18 protein-coding genes are annotated in these 16,635 nt (G+C 40.9%); 14 read left to right on the forward strand and 4 right to left on the reverse strand.

What is annotated here, in order from left to right; genetic code table 11:
- Positions 1 to 14 precede the first annotated feature (14 nt).
- Positions 15 to 779: a hypothetical protein gene (locus tag R5268_RS15095; protein WP_317419625.1), complete on the forward strand. Its 765-nt coding sequence runs from the start codon at positions 15 to 17 to the stop codon at positions 777 to 779.
- 137 nt (positions 780 to 916) lie between these two features.
- Here R5268_RS15095 and R5268_RS15100 read toward each other — a convergent pair whose 3' ends face one another.
- On the reverse strand, positions 917 to 1,414 hold the full coding sequence (locus R5268_RS15100; RefSeq protein WP_052956656.1) for a Spy/CpxP family protein refolding chaperone: 498 nt from the start codon (positions 1,412 to 1,414) through the stop codon (positions 917 to 919).
- Between the two features lie 154 nt (positions 1,415 to 1,568).
- On the opposite strand from R5268_RS15100, the gene cpxR reads away from it, so the two are divergent.
- The 13 genes from cpxR to trmL all read left to right on the forward strand — a co-directional run bounded on the left by cpxR (position 1,569) and on the right by trmL (position 14,188).
- Positions 1,569 to 2,273 carry an envelope stress response regulator transcription factor CpxR gene (gene cpxR / locus R5268_RS15105; RefSeq protein ID WP_046892893.1) on the forward strand — a complete coding sequence of 235 codons (705 nt, stop codon included), beginning with the start codon at positions 1,569 to 1,571 and terminating at the stop codon, positions 2,271 to 2,273.
- The gene (gene cpxA, locus R5268_RS15110) at positions 2,270 to 3,640 is read left to right on the forward strand and encodes an envelope stress sensor histidine kinase CpxA (protein ID WP_052925890.1); all 1,371 of its coding nucleotides are present in this window, start codon (positions 2,270 to 2,272) and stop codon (positions 3,638 to 3,640) included. Before cpxR ends, cpxA begins: the two co-directional genes overlap by 4 nt.
- A 508-nt stretch (positions 3,641 to 4,148) precedes the next feature.
- The gene (gene rfbA / locus R5268_RS15115; RefSeq protein WP_317419626.1) at positions 4,149 to 5,021 is read left to right on the forward strand and encodes a glucose-1-phosphate thymidylyltransferase RfbA; all 873 of its coding nucleotides are present in this window, start codon (positions 4,149 to 4,151) and stop codon (positions 5,019 to 5,021) included.
- Positions 5,018 to 5,437, forward strand: coding sequence for a sugar 3,4-ketoisomerase (locus R5268_RS15120; protein ID WP_317419627.1), 420 nt, complete (start codon positions 5,018 to 5,020; stop codon positions 5,435 to 5,437). The genes rfbA and R5268_RS15120 overlap by 4 nt, the downstream gene beginning before the upstream one ends.
- Positions 5,415 to 5,882 carry an acyltransferase gene (locus tag R5268_RS15125; protein ID WP_317419628.1) on the forward strand — a complete coding sequence of 156 codons (468 nt, stop codon included), beginning with the start codon at positions 5,415 to 5,417 and terminating at the stop codon, positions 5,880 to 5,882. The genes R5268_RS15120 and R5268_RS15125 overlap by 23 nt, the downstream gene beginning before the upstream one ends.
- A gap of 1 nt (position 5,883) precedes the next feature.
- A complete protein-coding gene (locus tag R5268_RS15130) occupies positions 5,884 to 7,002 on the forward strand; it encodes a DegT/DnrJ/EryC1/StrS family aminotransferase (protein ID WP_317419629.1) in 1,119 nt (372 codons plus the stop codon).
- Positions 7,003 to 7,010: 8 nt separating this feature from the next.
- Positions 7,011 to 8,276 carry an O-antigen translocase gene (locus R5268_RS15135; protein ID WP_317419630.1) on the forward strand — a complete coding sequence of 422 codons (1,266 nt, stop codon included), beginning with the start codon at positions 7,011 to 7,013 and terminating at the stop codon, positions 8,274 to 8,276.
- On the forward strand, positions 8,269 to 9,147 hold the full coding sequence (locus R5268_RS15140; protein ID WP_317419631.1) for a glycosyltransferase family 2 protein: 879 nt from the start codon (positions 8,269 to 8,271) through the stop codon (positions 9,145 to 9,147). Before R5268_RS15135 ends, R5268_RS15140 begins: the two co-directional genes overlap by 8 nt.
- Position 9,148: 1 nt before the next feature.
- Entirely contained in the window at positions 9,149 to 10,447 is a 1,299-nt protein-coding gene (locus R5268_RS15145; RefSeq protein WP_317419632.1) for an O-antigen polymerase, read from the forward strand.
- Between the two features lies 1 nt (position 10,448).
- The gene (locus tag R5268_RS15150; RefSeq protein WP_317419633.1) at positions 10,449 to 11,522 is read left to right on the forward strand and encodes a glycosyltransferase; all 1,074 of its coding nucleotides are present in this window, start codon (positions 10,449 to 10,451) and stop codon (positions 11,520 to 11,522) included.
- A 112-nt stretch (positions 11,523 to 11,634) separates the two neighbouring features.
- Complete coding sequence (locus R5268_RS15155; RefSeq protein ID WP_317419634.1) at positions 11,635 to 12,672, forward strand: glycosyltransferase; 1,038 nt, start codon at positions 11,635 to 11,637, stop codon at positions 12,670 to 12,672.
- 6 nt (positions 12,673 to 12,678) lie between these two features.
- Complete coding sequence (locus tag R5268_RS15160; RefSeq protein WP_317419635.1) at positions 12,679 to 13,629, forward strand: NAD-dependent epimerase/dehydratase family protein; 951 nt, start codon at positions 12,679 to 12,681, stop codon at positions 13,627 to 13,629.
- A 55-nt stretch (positions 13,630 to 13,684) separates the two neighbouring features.
- Positions 13,685 to 14,188 (forward strand): tRNA (uridine(34)/cytosine(34)/5-carboxymethylaminomethyluridine(34)-2'-O)-methyltransferase TrmL, encoded by a 504-nt coding sequence (trmL, locus tag R5268_RS15165; protein WP_214095746.1) that lies wholly within the window; start codon positions 13,685 to 13,687, stop codon positions 14,186 to 14,188.
- 73 nt (positions 14,189 to 14,261) lie between these two features.
- On the opposite strand, the gene cysE is transcribed toward trmL, so the two are convergent.
- From cysE to secB, 3 genes are read right to left on the reverse strand one after another with little or no spacing between them, the layout of a single operon-like run.
- The gene (gene cysE / locus R5268_RS15170; RefSeq protein WP_046892881.1) at positions 14,262 to 15,062 is read right to left on the reverse strand and encodes a serine O-acetyltransferase; all 801 of its coding nucleotides are present in this window, start codon (positions 15,060 to 15,062) and stop codon (positions 14,262 to 14,264) included.
- A gap of 33 nt (positions 15,063 to 15,095) precedes the next feature.
- Complete coding sequence (gpsA, locus tag R5268_RS15175) at positions 15,096 to 16,109, reverse strand: NAD(P)H-dependent glycerol-3-phosphate dehydrogenase (RefSeq protein ID WP_025152358.1); 1,014 nt, start codon at positions 16,107 to 16,109, stop codon at positions 15,096 to 15,098.
- Complete coding sequence (secB, locus tag R5268_RS15180; protein WP_046892880.1) at positions 16,109 to 16,582, reverse strand: protein-export chaperone SecB; 474 nt, start codon at positions 16,580 to 16,582, stop codon at positions 16,109 to 16,111. Before secB ends, gpsA begins: the two co-directional genes overlap by 1 nt.
- Between the last annotated feature and the right edge of the window lie 53 nt (positions 16,583 to 16,635).

Here is a 16,635-nt window from a genome sequence, read left to right on the forward strand (position 1 = left end):
CACACCCCGGGCTGATGACTCTGACACGCTACTTCCGGGTACCTGACGGTATTCATCCGGCCGTGATACACAGTGACTCTGACGCCCGGATACAATATACATGGTCAGAAAACACAGAACGTTATATTCCGTCCGGCAGTGATACAGAGCTGACCGGAACACCATTTTATATTCCGCCCGGTCACCATCCTTTATCAGATGGTACGGATTGCAGCGTGACTGAACAGGAAAAAACTATCGACCTTTGTTACACGTTTTGTGCTGACTCCGGTTATCAGCAACCGGCTTCCGGCAGTGAAGAGTACGGACGTATGACATATCATTACATCTCCGGAAACGGAGAAAGCACCCCGCTGAACAGTAACGAAAAAATCAGTCATTTTTTTTCGGAGATTGGCTTTACTGATGCCACTGAAATCTCAAAAATTGCGCATCAGGGACATGCCAGCATGGCGAATATCCGTTTCACTGAACTACTGAAATCCCAAAATGATACCGATGACATCTTGTTTATCGCGCCGGGTGGCAGTAAAGGAAAGATGACTATTCAGCAACTGTCTCCGGGTGATTACCAGATAACATCAGAAGCTGACTTTATTTTACGCAGTACAAATCAGGAAGCCGCGTGTTATCAGAACGACATTACGATGACAGGAATACGTGTAACTCATTTCAGTACCACTGAAACCTTATCAGAAAAAGACACGTTAACACTCACCCTGGCTGTTTCCTCAGAATCCCGGCTGGCGGCAGACCTCATTGCCCTGAAATTCAGATAAAAAAAAGCCCCTCAAGAGGGGCTGTAAAAGACAGGGATGGTGTCTATGGCAAGGAAAAACTTCTTGGGTGCTACTTAACGACTCTACTGACTTCACTACTCTGACAAATTATTTCTGACAAATGACTTCTGACAAATTCATTCCGGCGTATTTTGCGCGGAAGAGGCGGATGAAGTATGGATACTCTCCGGCTCAAAATTGGCATCCAGCTGCATTTTCTGCTCCGGGTTGAGTAACTGATACATCTGATGGTGAACCCGTATCATCTCAACCTGGTAATCCAGCCGCTTGCGCATGTCCTTCTCCAGCTGGTTACGTACCGCCGTTTCATCAAACTTTTCGGCCTTTACCAGCTCATACAGCGCGATATCATCTTCTGCGAGATTACGGACATTCCGTAACTGATCACGATAATTGTGCATCAGATCCCGCAACTGCATCCGTTGTTCTTCCGTTAACCGGATACCGGTCAACATAGAGGTATAACCATCTCCCCCTGATGTCGTTATACCTTTATACTGACTGTGACTCTGCACCGGGGCAACGCAGCTATCACTTTCCGAATCCTGCGCCAGTCCGGGCGCACTTTGCATCACAAACATTGACGCTAAAGTGATTGTTGCTATCTTACCCATAGTAACTCCTTAAACTTCTGAGTCTGCGTCACCTGACCCGTTGGAATTAACTATACGCACCCGGCTGCAAACATGCGTCAGAGCATGTAAAAGAACGTAAAGTCATGGAATAGAAACGTTTGTTGTCGTATTTTGCACGTGGAGGACGTGAATAATGAATAAAATACTGCTTGTTGATGATGACCGCGAATTAACCTCGCTGTTAAAAGAATTACTCGATATGGAAGGGTTCAACGTTGTCATTGCACATGACGGCGAGCAGGCACTGACCCTCCTTGACGATTCCATAGACTTGTTATTGCTCGACATTATGATGCCGCGCAAAAACGGGATTGAAACCCTGAAAGAACTGCGCCAGAACTACCAGACCCCGGTGATTATGCTGACCGCGCGCGGCAGCGACCTTGACCGCGTTCTGGGACTCGAACTCGGTGCGGATGACTATCTGCCTAAACCATTTAACGATCGCGAGCTGGTGGCGCGTATACGCGCGATTCTGCGCCGCTCCAACTGGAGTGAGCAACAACAGCAGAGCGACAGCGGCAGCAACTCGTCCGTGGTGATGGTGGATAAACTCCAGCTTAACCCGGGCCGTCAGGAAGCCAGCTTCGGTGACGAAGTACTGGATCTGACCGGAACCGAGTTCACCCTGCTTTACCTGCTGGCGCAGCATCTCGGCCAGGTGGTCAGCCGTGAACACTTAAGCCAGGAAGTGCTGGGCAAACGCCTGACCCCGTTTGACCGCGCCATTGATATGCACATTTCCAACCTGCGCCGTAAATTACCGGAGCGCACTGACGGTCTGCCGTGGTTTAAAACCTTACGCGGCCGCGGCTACTTAATGGTATCTGCAACATGATAAGCAGCCTGACGGCGCGGATCTTCGCCATCTTCTGGTTTACCCTGGCACTGGTACTGTTACTGGTGCTTATGGTACCGAAACTCGACTCCCGGCAGCTGATGCCGCTCCAGGAGAACGAGTACCGGCAGGGGATGATGCTGCAGCAACATATTGAATCTGATCTCGCACAAGACCCGGCCAATGACCTGCTCTGGTGGCGGCGGCTGACCCGCGCCCTGGTAAAATGGACACCGCCGGACAAGCGCCTGATTATTGTTACCACGGAAGGCCGGATTATCGGGCCTATCCGCAATGATTCCCAGGTCATCCGCAACTTTATGGGCCAGTCAGATAACACTGACAACCCGAAAAAGAAGCGTTACGGCCGCATTGAGCTGCTCGGCCCGTTTGAGGTTCGTGACGGCGAAGACCGCTATCAGCTTTACCTTATCCGTCCGGCAAACACCGCACAGTCCGACTTTATCAACTTCCTGATCGACCGCCCGTTCCTGTTACTGGCCGCCACGATGCTGATCAGCACCCCGCTGCTGCTCTGGCTGGCGTGGAGCCTGGCAAAACCGGCACGAAAACTGAAAAACGCGGCGGATGATGTTGCCAAAGGTAATTTGCGCCAGCATCCGGAACTGGAAGCCGGCCCGCAGGAGTTCCTTGCGGCGGGTAACAGCTTTAACCAGATGATCAGCGCGCTTGAACGTATGGTCAATGCACAGCAGCGGCTGATATCCGATATCTCCCACGAACTGCGCACCCCGCTCACCCGGCTCCAGCTGGCCACGGCACTGCTGCGCCGCCGTCATGGTGAGAGTAAAGAACTGGAACGTATCGAAACCGAAACCCACCGCCTGGACGGTATGATCAACGACCTGCTCGTGCTCTCCCGCAGCCAGCACAAAAATGAGCTGCTGCGCCAGAACATCAAGGCCAATGAACTGTGGGATGACATTCTCGACAATGCGAAGTTTGAGGCGGAACAGCGCCACAAAACGCTGGAGATCACCTCCCCGCCGGGCCCGTGGACAATTTACTGTAACCCGTCCGCACTCGGCAGTGCATTTGAGAACATTGTCCGTAACGCGCTGCGTTACTCAAACCAGCACATCCAGGTGGCATTCAGTGCCGACACCAAAGGCATCAGCATTGTGGTGGATGATGACGGCCCGGGCGTCAGCCCGGAAGATCGTGAACATATTTTCCGTCCGTTCTACCGCACTGACGAAGCCCGCGACCGGGAATCCGGCGGCACCGGGCTGGGGCTTGCGATTGTCAGCACCGCGATCAGCCAGCACAACGGCAAAGTTACTGCCAATGACAGCCCGCTCGGCGGACTGAGGCTGGAAATTTGGCTGCCTCTGCATCCGCGCTGAAACGCTCTGTAGTTACCGGGGAACCCGCCCCGGTAACTATTCTTTCTTACTCAGGAATAACAAGTAACATCAATATGATGTAATAAAATATTTCTGCTGTGATTATGCATATATCGATTAGAAAAAGTAATAAACCATAGCTATGGCTTAAAGTAACACTTTTTCTGCTGCTAACACAAAAACAGCAGATTTAAAGAAAAAAAATCCCTGATTAAACCGGATAAAGTTCGTTTAATGAAAGACGCGCGAGTGTTATCATGCTTGACCTGTCCGGGTAATCGGACTAGCCTTTGGCAGCAAATATAAACGGCGCTGATTGATTGGGTATAAATCACCTCCCAACATATTGAAAAATCAGCACTCCGTAACACACTACAACTCTTACTGACTCGATTCCTCAATAGAATCAGTAAGATAAACTCGCAATAGCGCACTCTGGGAGCGGTAACCCAGTGCGGTAGCTATGGCCGAAAGAATACAATCATTATATTAATCAACAAGGTTTACTGTGAAAGGTATTATTTTAGCAGGCGGTTCAGGTACACGTTTATTTCCTATTACATTAGGAATTTCAAAACAATTATTACCTATTTATGATAAACCGATGATTTATTACCCGCTTTCTGTATTAATGCTGGCGGGAATCCGGGAAGTATTAATTATTACAACACCGGAAGATCAATCAGGCTTTCAGCGTTTATTAGGTGACGGCAGTGATTTTGGCATTTCTCTGGAATATGCCGTGCAACCTGAACCGGAAGGTCTTGCACAAGCCTTTATCATTGGTGAGACATTTATTGGTGATGACTCGGTGTGCCTGGTACTCGGAGATAACATTTTTTGGGGACAGGGTTTCTCACCTAAACTGCTTAAAGCGGCTTCTTTAGAAGAAGGTGCGGTTGTCTTCGGTTATGAAGTACAAGATCCGGAACGATTTGGCGTAGTCGAGTTCGACGAGCACTATAATGCTGTATCAATCGAAGAAAAACCGATTAAACCGAAATCAAAATATGCTGTAACCGGTTTATACTTTTACGATAACGATGTTATTGAAATCGCTAAAAATATAAAACCGTCCAAGCGTGGTGAACTGGAAATCACAACAGTTAACCAAATTTATCTAAAAAACAATAAACTAAAAGTCGAATTGCTCGGACGCGGATTTGCCTGGTTAGACACCGGCACACACGACAGCCTGCTGGATGCAGCCAGTTTTGTTGAAACCATTGAAAAACGGCAGGGTTTTAAGGTTGCTTGTCTGGAAGAAATCGCTTACCGGCAAAGTTGGCTGACTGAACAGCAAGTATTAGATGCCGCTGAAAAATCAAAAAAGAATGGATACGGCCAGTATCTTTTTAAATTAATCGAGAATAAAGAATGAGCCTGATAAATTTAATTGAATTCAAGACACTTGGAGATGACCGTGGCTCCCTGATTTCATTAGAGCAGAATAAAAATATTCCTTTTGAAATAAAACGTATCTACTATATTTTTGGCACAAAAGAAAATGTTTCCCGTGGATTTCATGCACACAGAAATCTGCAGCAAGTAGCCGTATGTCTCAGTGGTAGTTGCCGCTTTGTTTTAGACAATGGTGAAAAAAGAGAAGATATTATTCTGAACTCACCTGATAAAGGGTTATATATTAGTAACTATATGTGGAGAGAAATGCATGATTTTTCTCCTGATTGTGTTTTGATTGTGCTGGCAAGTGATTTTTACTTAGAATCAGATTATATTCGAAATTATGATGACTTTATGATGGCATGCAAAAATGTATATTCATCCATTAAGTGACACCCAATCAGAAAACATTGGTAAGAATACTAAAATATGGCAATTCAGCGTTATTTTAGCCAACGCAAAGATAGGTGAAAATTGCAACATCTGTGCCCATACATTTATCGAAAACGATGTAATCATAGGAAACAACGTAACTATAAAATCCGGTGTCTACCTATGGGATGGACTTAGAATTGAAGATAATGTCTTCATTGGCCCGGCAGTTGCCTTTGCTAATGATAAATATCCGCGATCGAAAATATATCCATCTGAATTTCCTGAAACATATATCCGTGAAGGTGCATCTCTTGGTGCAAACTCTACTATTTTACCCGGAGTAATATTAGGAAAAAAATGTATGGTAGGTGCTGGTAGTGTTGTCACGAAAGATGTTCCAGATTACGCGGTTGTGTTTGGCAACCCGGCTAAAATCATTCGTTTCTTAGAAGAAGATAAATAAAATGATAAAATTCCTTGACTTGCAATCCATTAACAAACAATACGAAACAGAATTAAAAAATGCATGTTCCCGTGTAATCGATTCTGGCTGGTATATCATGGGAAATGAATTAAAGAACTTCGAGAATAACTTTTCTAAATATATTGATACTAAATATTGTATTGGTGTTGCTAATGGCTTAGATGCATTAACCTTAGTACTGAGAGCATGGAAAGAACTAAATAAACTTAAACCAGGTGATGAAGTTCTCGTACAAGCTAATACATATATTGCTTCAGTATTAGCAATTACTGAAAATGATTTAGTACCTGTTTTTATTGAACCAAACCCAGACACATACAATTTATCTACGGAAAATATCAGAAAAGCAATTACAAATAAAACCAAAGCCATATTGCCAGTACATTTATACGGCCAAATTTCACCTATGCAAGAAATAATGGCAATAGCCGATGAATTTAACCTGCTTGTTCTTGAAGATTGCGCGCAATCCCATGGTGCATCTATTGGTGGAAAAAAAGCTGGGAACTGGGGACACGCTGCTGGCTTTAGCTTTTATCCCGGGAAGAATCTTGGAGCATTAGGAGATGCTGGGGCGATTACAACTAATAATGATGAATTAGCTAATGTAATTTTAGCATTACAAAATTATGGCTCTCACCAAAAATATTTAAATTTATATCAAGGTGTTAATAGTCGTTTAGACGAAATTCAGGCAGCTATGCTGGATATTAAATTAAAATATCTTCCACATGAAACACAGATTCGACAATCCATAGCACAATTATATCTTGATAATATTAGCAACCCATTGATTAAATTACCTGTAAATCCTGAAATATATAGAGAGGAAACACAGACACATGTTTGGCATTTGTTTGTTATTTCTTGCCAACATCGGGAAAAATTACAGAAACATCTTTCGGATTGCGGTATCCAAACATTAATCCATTACCCAACACCACCACATAAACAGCAAGCTTATCCACAATATAACTCGCGATCATTACCTATAACAGAAAAAATTCATACTGAAGTATTAAGTATTCCTATTGGACCAACTATGACAGAAAATGAATTAATGAAAATAATAGATACTTGTAATCTTTTTGGAATATAAAAACGATTATGGGTCTATTTAAAACTAGTATTCTCAATGGCATTGCCGTACTTATTAAGACGTTAACAATGTTTGTGCTTAATAAAATACTAGCAATATATGTAGGGCCAGCTGGATATACCATCATTGGACAATTTCAAAATTTTATTCAAATGGTTACCTCTTTTTCAGGCAGTGCCATTAATACTGGAATTATAAAATACACTGCGGAATACTATGATTCACCAAAAAAACAAAAGTTAATATGGCAAACAGCAGGGTCATTAATTTTCATTCTGAGTATTATTTTCTCTATATTGATTCTTATTTTTAAAGCACCTCTATCTAACTACATTTTCAAATCATCAGAATATCAATCGATTTTCATTTGGCTTGCAATATTTCTCATATTTTTTAATTTTAATGCTTTTTTCTTAGCTATTTTAAATGGTAAGAAAGAGATTGTAAAATTAATTACTGCAAATATTTTAGGTAGCTTATTTTCATTAATAATAACTAGCTTTTTAGCTATTCAGTATAACCTTTATGGTGCATTAATTGCACTATCTATTTATCAGTCAATTGTTTTTATTGTCACTTTTACCCTTTGCCTAAAATCATCTTGGTTTAAGGTTAACTATCTATTTGGAAAGATTAATAAAAAAATTGCAAAAAACCTATCATCTTTTGTATTAATGGCTTTGGTTAGTGCTATATGCGTACCCTTATCTCAGATAACTATTCGTTACTATCTTATGAGTGAGTATAACCTCTATTATGCAGGATATTGGGAAGCTATGACACGTTTAAGTACCGCTTATCTTATGTTTGTAACTACAACACTAGGAGTTTACTATCTCCCTCGCTTTGCTGAATTACAACAAATTGATAAAATAAAAAAAGAAGTATATCGTGGCTACAAATTCATCTTACCACTAACACTCTGCACTGGTTTAACTATATATCTATTACGAGATTTTGTTATTAAACTTTTATTCTCCGAATCTTTTTTACCCATGGAAAAACTTTTTCTTTGGCAAATGATTGGTGATTCTTTAAAAATAGGAAGCTGGATTCTTTCATATTTAATGCTTAGCAAAGCTATGACTAAGACTTTCATTATTACAGAAATAGTTTTTGCATTAAATTCAATTTTATTGACGGTTTTAGGAAATACCTTTTTTGGTTTTGAAGGTGTATCAATAGCTTATATGGTTAACTATGCTCTTTATTGGGCTGTCATGGCAAAATTTATTTTTAGAACATTAAATTCTCAGAGAATAAAATATGAATGATGAATACCCTTTGGTTTCTGTTATCATCCCTTGTTATAATCATGAACTATTTGTTCAAGAATGTATCCAAAGTGTAATTGAGCAGGATTATCAAAACCTAGAACTAATAATTATTGATGATGGCTCAAAAGATAATTCCATATATAAAATTGAAGAAATGATAAGCATATGTGAAACACGTTTTACAAAATTCGAATTTCGGCATAGAGAAAATAAAGGTTTATGTAGTACTTTGAATGAAGCTCTTGAGTGGACTCAAGGAAAATATATATGTAGCCTTGCCTCAGATGATATATGGGTAAATAATAAAATAAGCCTTCAAGTAAATTATTTAAATCACAATCATCAGTGCATTGGGGTCTTTGGTAATATAACCTTAATTGATGAGTCTTCACGCAGTATAAAATGTATAAGTCATAGATCTAAAAAATTCAAATTTACAGATATATTACTTCATAATTGCTATCTACCTGCACCAACTAATATGTGCAGGGCGATAGAACTAAAAAAACACTCATATGACTCAAATATAAAAATTGAAGATTGGTATATGTGGTTAAAGTTAGTTGAAAAGGGTGGGACTTTAGATTATATAAACCATAACTTGGCATTATATCGACAACATACAAATAATACATCAAAGCAATTTAAAGAAATGATGAATGCCCGTCTAGATGTTCTAAATCATTTCAAGCACCATAAAGATTTTAATTATGCCAAAGCGTGCGCTTACTTGGTTGCCGCTAACGACAATGTATCCTCTAATAAACAAGAGTCTTTCTCTTACTATAAAAAGTATTTAAGTTATAATCCCATTAATTTTTTTAGGATTAAATCTTTAAGATATCTAGCCAAGTATGGATTAAAATAATATGATTCTTTATTTAATTTTATCATTAACGTTAATCTCATTATCTTGCTTAGGGTTTTACTTTTTATCTAAGGTAACCATTTTAAATTTTAAGTATTTAAACTTTATATCTTACCAATATATTTTGCATTTCTTTATTTTTATTGTTCCAGGCACTATCGCCATATTATTTGGTATTAGGTTTGAATTGGCCCTTCAACCAGTATCTGAAAATACTATACTAGATACACTACTCGCAATTATGTGGTGCATTATAGCATTCCCTATTACAATGCTGATTTTGGATACACTCTTTCACCAAAAATTAAAAAAGAAAATAGTTCAATTTCATGAAAAAGAGGTAGTGCATAACCAAAAACACACCTTGAATAAAATTAAAATCCTGACGCTATTAAGTACAATTTCTTTATTCCTTTTTATTTATTTACTTCCCGTAGTTCCTATATTCCACATAGGTTCAGGGGGTGATACCATTATGGAATATAGATTAAAATCAGCCTTTGATTTACCTAGAGAAATATATGTTTTCAGACGGTTACTAGTGTATTTTCTTCCAATATTCTTTCTTTATCTATTAGCATTAAATTCAATAAAAAAAATACCAATTTATATCTTGCTGATTAGCCTCCTTAATGCCGTATTTATTTTATCCTATAGTACAGAAAAAGCCCCAGTTTTATTTTTTATAATGGCGATTATCTTTACTGTAAATATAACAAACAAAAATTTCGTCATAAATAAAAAGAAAGTTGCAGCATTCCTGATAATGTCAACTCTCCTACTTCTATTTATGATAACATTTTTTTATAATAATGGTATAAATGATGCTGTTATATCTTTGGCCAATAGGGTATTTATATCGCAAATATCCGGTTCCTATTTATCAATGGAATATTATGGTACAAATGCTCCTTTTAAGTATTTCCATGAAGTTTTTTTCCGACTAGATGCATTGCTTGGAAATAATGTAACAATGCCAGCTTCTGAAGAGCTTGTTTCTTATTATTTTCCATATCAATATGATAACAATTTATGGCGCAATACTAATAGCTTTATCATTCAAGGTGCATGGGCTAATTTTGGAATCTTCGGAATAATATTTGCACCAATATGGTGTGCTACTGTTATTTACTTTTGTGTTCTATATGTCATGCGATCTCCAAAAACACCGGCCATATTAGCAGTTTATTCTTATTCTAGTATTTTTATGGTATCACTATCTACTAACTTTAATAACTTCATTTACTCGTCAGGGTTCATTTTAACCATTATGATATGGCTTTTTTTAAGAAAAATATAATATGAATATTCTCTATTTAATTACGGGGTTAGGTCTCGGCGGTGCCGAAAAGGTTGTAGCAAATCTTGCAGATCAAATGTATCTGAAAGGCCATAATGTAAAAATAGCTTATTTGAAAGGGAAAGTTTTTGTATCTCCTAAACACTCAAATATCGAATTAGTATATTTAGGATTAGAAAAACCTACTAATATTCTCAGTGCTATAAAAAATTATAGAGCTCTAATTAAGAGTTACCGACCAGACGTTGTTCATGCACATATGGTACATGCAAATATTTTTTCCCGAATAAGTCGTCTATTCTGTAATATCCCCAAACTTATTTGTACTGCTCATAATACAAATGAAGGAGGAAAATTACGAATGCTTGCATATAAATACACGAACTGTCTATCAGACCTTAATACTAATGTCAGCCAAGAAGCATCTTTGTCTTTGATTAATAAAGGTGCGTTTACCCATAAAAATTTAAAAACAGTTTATAATGGAATTGATTTAGAGTTGTTCTCCAAAAAAGAACAATCTGATAATAACCTTGATTATATACAATTCCTTTCTGTCGGAAGGCTTAATGCCCAGAAAGATTACTTCAATTTATTAAATGCTATAAAAATAGTTTCAGAACAACATGAAAACATTCACTTTAATATTGTTGGTGATGGCGACTTATATTCATTAATTGAAAAATCTATTATTGACCTAAAAATATCAAAATTTGTTAGTCTTTTAGGTGCTAGGAGTGATATTTCACAATTAATGCATAAATCTGATTTTTTTATTCTATCCTCATCACACGAAGGCTTACCGACTGTATTAATTGAAGCGCAAGCATCCCAATTATTTGTTATAGCAACAGATTGTGGTGGAAGTAGAGAAATTATGGGAGAAACAGGTATTATTGTTCCTCCTAAAAATAGCAAAGCATTAGCGGACGGAATTCTGAAAGCAATAAAAATGCCCAGCCCCACCATCAAAGAAAATAATAAAAAAGCACTTGAATACACATATAAAAATTTTGATTTAAATAAGGTTGCAAATGAGTGGGATAATATCTATTCCCAGAAAAAAAACCTGTAACAATAATTACATTACTCGTATAAAAAGCCCACTAAAATACAACCATGAAATTATAATATTTATTATTTAATTACCCACTGATATCACAACATTAAAATTACTCCACGATAAAATGAAGAAAAAAATTGCTATTGTAATTACTAAATCAGAAATAGGCGGAGCCCAAACATGGGTTATGGAACTATATTCTATATTAAATTCATACTTTGATATTTATCTGATCACATCAGAATCTGGATGGCTGACTACTAATTTTCCTAAAAATAAGACATACATTATTTCCAGCATATCTAGTATAAAAAAACCATTAACTGTAATGAAGATAGCAGCAGTTTTGAAAGATAATAATATTGATGTTGTCATTTCAAATTCCGCTAATGCTGGTTTATACTCTAGATTAGCTAAAATTTTAAAGCCACACAAACATATATATGTATCTCATGGTTGGTCATGTATTTACAATGGCGGTCGTTCTCAACGATTATTTTGCTGGGTAGAAAAAATATTATCATATTTATCTAACACTATATTATGCGTCTCTGAGCGAGATAAAAAAAATGCTCTTGAAATTATTGGTATAAAAGAAGAAAAAATAACAGTTATTAAAAATAAAATAACGCCACTCCCTAAAAAAGAAAAAACAAACCCCCGACTGAAGGCGCTATTTGTCGGCAGAATGACACATCCTAAAAGAGCAGATTTATTTATAGAAGCTGCAAAAAAACTCCCTAATATTGATTTTTACCTTGTGGGAGATGGCCCTTTAATTAAAGATCTCAAATCGCTTAGTCAGGGTTACGACAAAAATATATTTTTTCTTGGTGAAATAAATAATTTTAATTCTTACTGTGATTTTGATATTTTTGTTCTTTGCTCTGATAGTGAAGGACTGCCGATGTCTGCTATTGAAGCAGGTTCAGCAGGTTTGCCACTAGTTTTAAGTGATGTGGGCGGTTGTTCTGAATTAATATATTCATTAAGTAATCAAACTAATGGCTTACTTGTTGAAAATAATACAAACAGTATTACATCAGCATTAACGCAAATATCTTCTCACTACTCTAATTATTATGATGCTGCACAAAACTTTAGATATGAATTTGATATCAAAACTGTAGCTGATGATTATATAAAACTAATTCAAGGATAGCTATTCATGCTTACAATTATCGGCGGCTCAGGCTTCATTGGTACTCGCCTGTCCACACAATTACAAAAAGACAATATCCCGTTCAAGATCGTTGATATTGAGAAAAGTACTGCATTTCCTGATCATTGGGAATTTGGGGATGTAACTAAACCGGATTCTCTGGTTGAGCCATTAGCGGGTTCAGATGTTATTATCAATCTGGCTGCAAAGCACAAAGATAATGTGCATCCTATCAGTCTTTACTATGATGTGAATGTTGATGGTGCTAAGCATGTATGTGATGTCGCTGCCCAGCTTGGAATCAAACACATCGTCTTTACATCCTCTGTGGCTGTTTACGGTTTTGTTGAAAAAGAAACCGGTGAAGATGGTGCATATGAGCCATTCAATGATTACGGTAAATCCAAATTAGCAGCTGAACATGTCTATGATGCCTGGCAAGCAGAAGATTCAGTGCGCACACTGGTAACTATCCGCCCTACCGTTGTATTTGGTGAGAATAACCGTGGCAATGTCTATAATTTATTCCGCCAGATTGCATCCGGTCGCTTCCTGATGATTGGTGGTGGTAAAAACCAAAAATCGATGGCTTATGTTGAAAATATTGCTGCATTCTTAAAGTTTTCCACCACATTTAATTCAGGCCGTCATGTATTTAACTATGTCGATAAACCTGATTTTAATATGGAAGATCTGACCGATATTATCTGTAAGGCAATGGATAAGCATAAGTCTAATATCCATGTACCATACAGTGTTGGCCTGCTTGGTGGTTACTGTTTTGATATCCTGGCAAAAGTCACTGGCAAGGAATTCCCGATAAGTAGTATTCGTATTAAAAAATTCTGTGCCCGTACTCAGTTTAAATCTGATTTTATTGCTGATACCGGATTTGTTGCTCCGGTAAGCCTGGAGCAGGGAATTGCTAATACTGTTCGCCACGAATTTAAGAAATAATATTATAACACCATGTTTTATTTGATAAACTATTGCCCCTTAAGAGAGGGGTAATATGCTCAACATCGTCTTATTTGAACCAGAAATACCACCAAATACCGGCAATATAATCCGGCTATGTGCCAATACCGGCTTTCGGCTGCATCTGATTCATCCGCTGGGGTTTACCTGGGATGATAAGCGGTTGCGCCGGGCCGGGCTGGATTACAGTGAATTTGCGGATATCAAACATCACCATGATTATCATGCTTTTTTGGAAAGCGAGGGGCTGAGTTCTGATAATGCGCAGTCGCCGACCGGCAACCGGGTGTTTGCACTGACGACCAAAGGCACACCACGACACAGTAACGTCAGCTATCAGGCCGGAGATTATCTGCTGTTCGGGCCGGAAACCCGCGGGTTGCCGCCTTATGTGCTGGATAATATGCCGGTTGATCAGAAAATCCGGGTGCCGATGCTGCCGGACAGCCGCAGTATGAATTTATCCAATACGGTCGCCGTGATTGTATTTGAAGCCTGGCGGCAGTTGGATTATGCAGGGGCGTTATTGCGGGATTAATGTGTTCTGTATTTCATATATAAAAAAGACAGCCTTGGCTGTCTTTTTTACTTTTGGCTGCTGAATCAGGAAACTAAATCCCCTCACACCCGTTAAAGTGCTGATCCATATCCAGAGAGGGTTTTTCGCAGCCCGGTTTGCCGACTATCTTTGCCGGTACGCCTGCAACGGTGGTGTGTGCCGGAACCGGGTGCAGAACCACGGAGCCAGCGCCGATTTTGGCACCGCGTCCGATTTCGATATTACCGAGGATTTTGGCACCTGCGCCGATCATCACGCCTTCGCGGACTTTCGGGTGGCGATCGCCGCCGGTTTTGCCGGTACCGCCGAGGGTAACGGATTGCAGGATGGAGACATCGTTTTCCACTACTGCCGTTTCACCGATGACAATGCCGGTTGCGTGGTCAAACATAATACCGTGGCCGATTTTTGCAGCCGGATGGATATCCACACCAAATGTTACTGAAACCTGGTTCTGGAGATACGTTGCCAGCGCACGACGGTTCTGATTCCACAGCCAGTTGGCGATGCGGTAAGCCTGTAAGGCATGAAAACCTTTCAGATAGAGCAGTGGTGTGGAGTATTTATCTACTGCCGGGTCGCGCAGGCGAACGGCTTTGATATCCATTGCGGCAGATTTAATCATCTGCGGATCGTTGTGATAGGCATCTTCCACCACTTCACGGACAGAAATCGCCGGCATGGTCGGGGTTGCCAGTTTATTGGCCAGCATGAAACTGAGCGCGCTGCCCAGGTTTTCATGCTTGAGTAATGTCGCATGGAAAAAACTGGCCAGCATCGGCTCGCAATCAGCAAAGTCCCGTGCTTCCTGCTTTATATAGCTCCAGACTTCTTCCAGTTCTTCGTAGGACATAATTACCTCACAGACTTCGGATAAAAAACGGGATTAAAAGTGCTCACCTTCTTCTTTGGTGGCACGCCCCAACAGGGCACGGGCAGCTTCGAGCACATCTTTATTGCAGTAGAGTATTTGATAGATTTGCTCGGTGATAGGCATTTCCACACCTGCACGCTCTGCCAGCGCACGGACTTCTTTAGTATTACGGTATCCTTCCACGACCTGGCCGATGCGTTCCTGTGCTTCATCAACACTCACGCCCTGCCCCATCATCATGCCGAAGCGGCGGTTACGGGACTGGTTGTCGGTACAGGTCAGCACCAGGTCACCCAGACCGGCCATTCCCATAAAGGTAGACGGATCTGCGCCTAATGCCACGCCCAGGCGGGTCATTTCTGCCAGCCCCCGGGTGATAAGCGCGGTTCGCGCATTGGCACCAAACCCCATTCCGTCAGAGATCCCCGCCCCAATCGCAATGACGTTTTTCACGGCACCACCAAGCTGGATCCCGATAAAATCCGGGTTTTTATAGACACGGAAGCTTTTGCCGCAGTGGAAAAGCTGCTGAACCTCATCCGCAAAGGCAGGTTCTGTCGCCGCGACAGCAATCGCCGTCGGCAGGCCGGCAGCCAGCTCTTTGGCAAAAGAGGGGCCGGAAATCATGGCCAGCGGAATGTTATCCCCGAGGACTTCACGCACCACTTCGCCCAGCAGACGCCCGGTTTCCGCTTCCAGACCTTTGGTCGCCCAGATAATCCGGGCATCAGGCCGCAGCAGTGGTTTGACGCGTTTAAGCACGTCCCCGAACACATGGCTCGGTACCACCAGCAGGATATTACGGCTGGCCGCGAGGGCTTTTTCAAGGGAAGCTTCAGGGATCAGGGTATCCGGGAACGGTACATCCGGCAGAAATGCCTGGTTGGCGCGATCCGCTTCAAGCTGACGGATATGTTCCGGGTCATGTCCCCACAGCACCACACGGTGCCCGTTACGGGCCAGTGTGATCGCTAAAGCGGTGCCGTATGAACCGGCACCGAGTACAGTCATAGAAGCGTCTGTCATTATGCTTCCTGTGTATCTTCCTGCGCAGCCTGCTGTTGTTCCTGCTGCTGCAGATAGTTCATGAACAATGCATCGAAGTTAACCGGTGCCAGGTTCAGCTGCGGGAATGTACCACGGCCGACCAGACCGGCGATGCACTCACGGGCATACGGGAACAGGATATTCGGGCAGTATGCACCCAGGCAGTGTGCCAGCTGGGTTCCTTCCAGACCACCGATGGTGAAAATACCGGCCTGCTGAACTTCACACAGAAATGCGGTTTCTTCGCCCATGGTCGCGGTCACAGTGACGCGCAGAACGATTTCATAAACGTCATCTGCCAGTTTGGTTGAACCGGTGTCCAGATCCATCTTCACTTCCGGCTGCCACTCCTGCTGGAAAACGGCAGGTGCATTCGGCGCTTCAAAAGAAATATCTTTGGTGTAAACGCGCTGAATGTTGAAAGACATTTCTGTGTTTTGTTGTTCTGACATAGTGTTACCTTTTGATATCCATATAAAGAGTGTGAGTTACAAAGGGGATGTTC

Origin of the sequence: Morganella sp. BCCO 40_0007 (genome assembly GCF_032989665.1) — a bacterium.
In the GTDB taxonomy this organism is placed as follows: Bacteria; Pseudomonadota; Gammaproteobacteria; order Enterobacterales; family Enterobacteriaceae; genus Morganella; species Morganella sibonii.

Excerpts from the sequence above, each read along its gene's own strand:
- R5268_RS15095 (WP_317419625.1), top strand. The coding sequence starts at position 15 with ATGACTCTGACACGCTACTTCCGGGTACCTGACGGTATTCATCCGGCC.
- R5268_RS15100 (WP_052956656.1), bottom strand. The coding sequence starts at position 1,414 with ATGGGTAAGATAGCAACAATCACTTTAGCGTCAATGTTTGTGATGCAA.
- cpxR (WP_046892893.1), top strand. The coding sequence starts at position 1,569 with ATGAATAAAATACTGCTTGTTGATGATGACCGCGAATTAACCTCGCTG.
- cpxA (WP_052925890.1), top strand. The coding sequence starts at position 2,270 with ATGATAAGCAGCCTGACGGCGCGGATCTTCGCCATCTTCTGGTTTACC.
- R5268_RS15120 (WP_317419627.1), top strand. The coding sequence starts at position 5,018 with ATGAGCCTGATAAATTTAATTGAATTCAAGACACTTGGAGATGACCGT.
- R5268_RS15125 (WP_317419628.1), top strand. The coding sequence starts at position 5,415 with ATGTATATTCATCCATTAAGTGACACCCAATCAGAAAACATTGGTAAG.
- R5268_RS15130 (WP_317419629.1), top strand. The coding sequence starts at position 5,884 with ATGATAAAATTCCTTGACTTGCAATCCATTAACAAACAATACGAAACA.
- R5268_RS15135 (WP_317419630.1), top strand. The coding sequence starts at position 7,011 with ATGGGTCTATTTAAAACTAGTATTCTCAATGGCATTGCCGTACTTATT.
- R5268_RS15140 (WP_317419631.1), top strand. The coding sequence starts at position 8,269 with ATGAATGATGAATACCCTTTGGTTTCTGTTATCATCCCTTGTTATAAT.
- R5268_RS15145 (WP_317419632.1), top strand. The coding sequence starts at position 9,149 with ATGATTCTTTATTTAATTTTATCATTAACGTTAATCTCATTATCTTGC.
- R5268_RS15150 (WP_317419633.1), top strand. The coding sequence starts at position 10,449 with ATGAATATTCTCTATTTAATTACGGGGTTAGGTCTCGGCGGTGCCGAA.
- R5268_RS15155 (WP_317419634.1), top strand. The coding sequence starts at position 11,635 with ATGAAGAAAAAAATTGCTATTGTAATTACTAAATCAGAAATAGGCGGA.
- R5268_RS15160 (WP_317419635.1), top strand. The coding sequence starts at position 12,679 with ATGCTTACAATTATCGGCGGCTCAGGCTTCATTGGTACTCGCCTGTCC.
- trmL (WP_214095746.1), top strand. The coding sequence starts at position 13,685 with ATGCTCAACATCGTCTTATTTGAACCAGAAATACCACCAAATACCGGC.
- cysE (WP_046892881.1), bottom strand. The coding sequence starts at position 15,062 with ATGTCCTACGAAGAACTGGAAGAAGTCTGGAGCTATATAAAGCAGGAA.
- gpsA (WP_025152358.1), bottom strand. The coding sequence starts at position 16,109 with ATGACAGACGCTTCTATGACTGTACTCGGTGCCGGTTCATACGGCACC.
- secB (WP_046892880.1), bottom strand. The coding sequence starts at position 16,582 with ATGTCAGAACAACAAAACACAGAAATGTCTTTCAACATTCAGCGCGTT.